The 2,727-nt window shown below is 52.1% G+C and carries 1 tRNA gene and 2 rRNA genes; all 3 read left to right on the top strand.

Going from position 1 to position 2,727, the window contains the following annotated elements:
• Nucleotides 1-459 (top strand): 16S ribosomal RNA (locus tag FYJ40_RS08780); the annotation flags it as partial.
• A gap of 85 nt (nt 460-544) precedes the next feature.
• Nucleotides 545-620, top strand: a tRNA-Glu gene (locus FYJ40_RS08775).
• Between the two features lie 190 nt (nt 621-810).
• Nucleotides 811-2,727 (top strand): 23S ribosomal RNA (locus tag FYJ40_RS08770); the annotation flags it as partial.

The following is a 2,727-nucleotide window of genomic DNA, read 5'->3' as shown; positions in this document are numbered from 1 at the left end:
GTTGGGTTAAGTCCCGCAACGAGCGCAACCCTTTTCCTTACTTGCCAGCATTTCGGATGGGAACTTTAAGGATACTGCCAGTGACAAACTGGAGGAAGGCGGGGACGACGTCAAGTCATCATGGCCCTTACGGCCAGGGCTACACACGTGCTACAATGGTCGGTACAAAGGGTTGCTACACAGCGATGTGATGCTAATCTCAAAAAGCCGATCGTAGTCCGGATTGGAGTCTGCAACTCGACTCCATGAAGTCGGAATCGCTAGTAATCGTGAATCAGAATGTCACGGTGAATACGTTCCCGGGCCTTGTACACACCGCCCGTCACACCATGGGAGTGGGCTGCAAAAGAAGTAGGTAGCTTAACCTTCGGGAGGGCGCTTACCACTTTGTGATTCATGACTGGGGTGAAGTCGTAACAAGGTAGCCGTAGGGGAACCTGCGGCTGGATCACCTCCTTACCTTAAAGAACCTGCCGTTGTAGTGCTCACACAGATTGTCTGATGAAAGTAGAGAAGCAAGGCGTCTTGCGATTGAGACTTCAGTGTCCCCTTCGTCTAGAGGCCCAGGACACCGCCCTTTCACGGCGGTAACAGGGGTTCGAATCCCCTAGGGGACGCCACTTGCTGGTTCGTGAGTGAAAGACGCGTGCCGATATATCTCAAAACGCATCTTCGGGTGATGTTTGAGATATTTGCTCTTTAAAAATCTGGATCAAGCTGAAAATTGAAACGACACACAGTTAATGTGTGTTCGAGTCTCTCAAATTTTCGCGACACGATGATGTTTTACGAAACATCTTCGGGTTGTGAGGTTAAGCGACTAAGCGTACACGGTGGATGCCCTGGCAGTCAGAGGCGATGAAGGACGTGCTAATCTGCGAAAAGCGTCGGTAAGGTGATATGAACCGTTACAGCCGGCGATGTCCGAATGGGGAAACCCAGTGCAATTCGTTGCACTATCGTTAACTGAATACATAGGTTAACGAGGCGAACCGGGGGAACTGAAACATCTAAGTACCCCGAGGAAAAGAAATCAACCGAGATTCCCCCAGTAGCGGCGAGCGAACGGGGAGCAGCCCAGAGTCTGAATCAGCTTGTGTGTTAGTGGAACGGTCTGGAAAGTCCGACGGTACAGGGTGATAGTCCCGTACACCAAAATGCACAGGCTGTGAACTCGAAGAGTAGGGCGGGACACGTGGTATCCTGTCTGAATATGGGGGGACCATCCTCCAAGGCTAAATACTCCTGACTGACCGATAGTGAACCAGTACCGTGAGGGAAAGGCGAAAAGAACCCCGGCGAGGGGAGTGAAAAAGAACCTGAAACCGTGTACGTACAAGCAGTGGGAGCACCTTCGTGGGGTGACTGCGTACCTTTTGTATAATGGGTCAGCGACTTATATTCAGTAGCAAGGTTAACCGTATAGGGGAGCCGTAGGGAAACCGAGTCTTAACTGGGCGTTAAGTTGCAGGGTATAGACCCGAAACCCGGTGATCTAGCCATGGGCAGGTTGAAGGTTGGGTAACACTAACTGGAGGACCGAACCGACTAATGTTGAAAAATTAGCGGATGACTTGTGGCTGGGGGTGAAAGGCCAATCAAACCGGGAGATAGCTGGTTCTCCCCGAAAGCTATTTAGGTAGCGCCTCGTGAACTCATCTTCGGGGGTAGAGCACTGTTTCGGCTAGGGGGTCATCCCGACTTACCAACCCGATGCAAACTACGAATACCGAAGAATGTTATCACGGGAGACACACGGCGGGTGCTAACGTCCGTCGTGAAGAGGGAAACAACCCAGACCGCCAGCTAAGGTCCCAAAGTCATGGTTAAGTGGGAAACGATGTGGGAAGGCACAGACAGCCAGGATGTTGGCTTAGAAGCAGCCATCATTTAAAGAAAGCGTAATAGCTCACTGGTCGAGTCGGCCTGCGCGGAAGATGTAACGGGGCTAAACCATGCACCGAAGCTGCGGCAGCGACGCTTAGGCGTTGTTGGGTAGGGGAGCGTTCTGTAAGCCGTTGAAGGTGTCCTGTGAGGGATGCTGGAGGTATCAGAAGTGCGAATGCTGACATAAGTAACGATAAAGCGGGTGAAAAGCCCGCTCGCCGGAAGACCAAGGGTTCCTGTCCAACGTTAATCGGGGCAGGGTGAGTCGACCCCTAAGGCGAGGCCGAAAGGCGTAGTCGATGGGAAACAGGTTAATATTCCTGTACTTGGTGTTACTGCGAAGGGGGGACGGAGAAGGCTAGGTCAGCCGGGCGACGGTTGTCCCGGTTTAAGCATGTAGGCTGGTTATCCAGGCAAATCCGGATAATCAAGGCTGAGGTGTGATGACGAGGCACTACGGTGCTGAAGTGATAAATGCCATGCTTCCAGGAAAAGTCTCTAAGCTTCAGTTACACAGGAATCGTACCCGAAACCGACACAGGTGGTCAGGTAGAGAATACCAAGGCGCTTGAGAGAACTCGGGTGAAGGAACTAGGCAAAATGGTACCGTAACTTCGGGAGAAGGTACGCTCCTAGCGGTGATGAGACTTGCTCTCTAAGCTGCCGGGAGTCGCAGATACCAGGTGGCTGCAACTGTTTATTAAAAACACAGCACTGTGCAAACACGAAAGTGGACGTATACGGTGTGACGCCTGCCCGGTGCCGGAAGGTTAATTGATGGGGTTAGCGTAAGCGAAGCTCTTGATCGAAGCCCCAGTAAACGGCGGCCGTAAATATAAC

This window comes from Collinsella sp. WCA1-178-WT-3 (M1) (genome assembly GCF_009696325.1).
GTDB lineage: Bacteria > Actinomycetota > Coriobacteriia > Coriobacteriales > Coriobacteriaceae > Collinsella.
The sequence above is the reverse complement of the archived record's forward strand: the minus strand, read 5'-3'. Positions and strand labels throughout refer to the sequence as shown.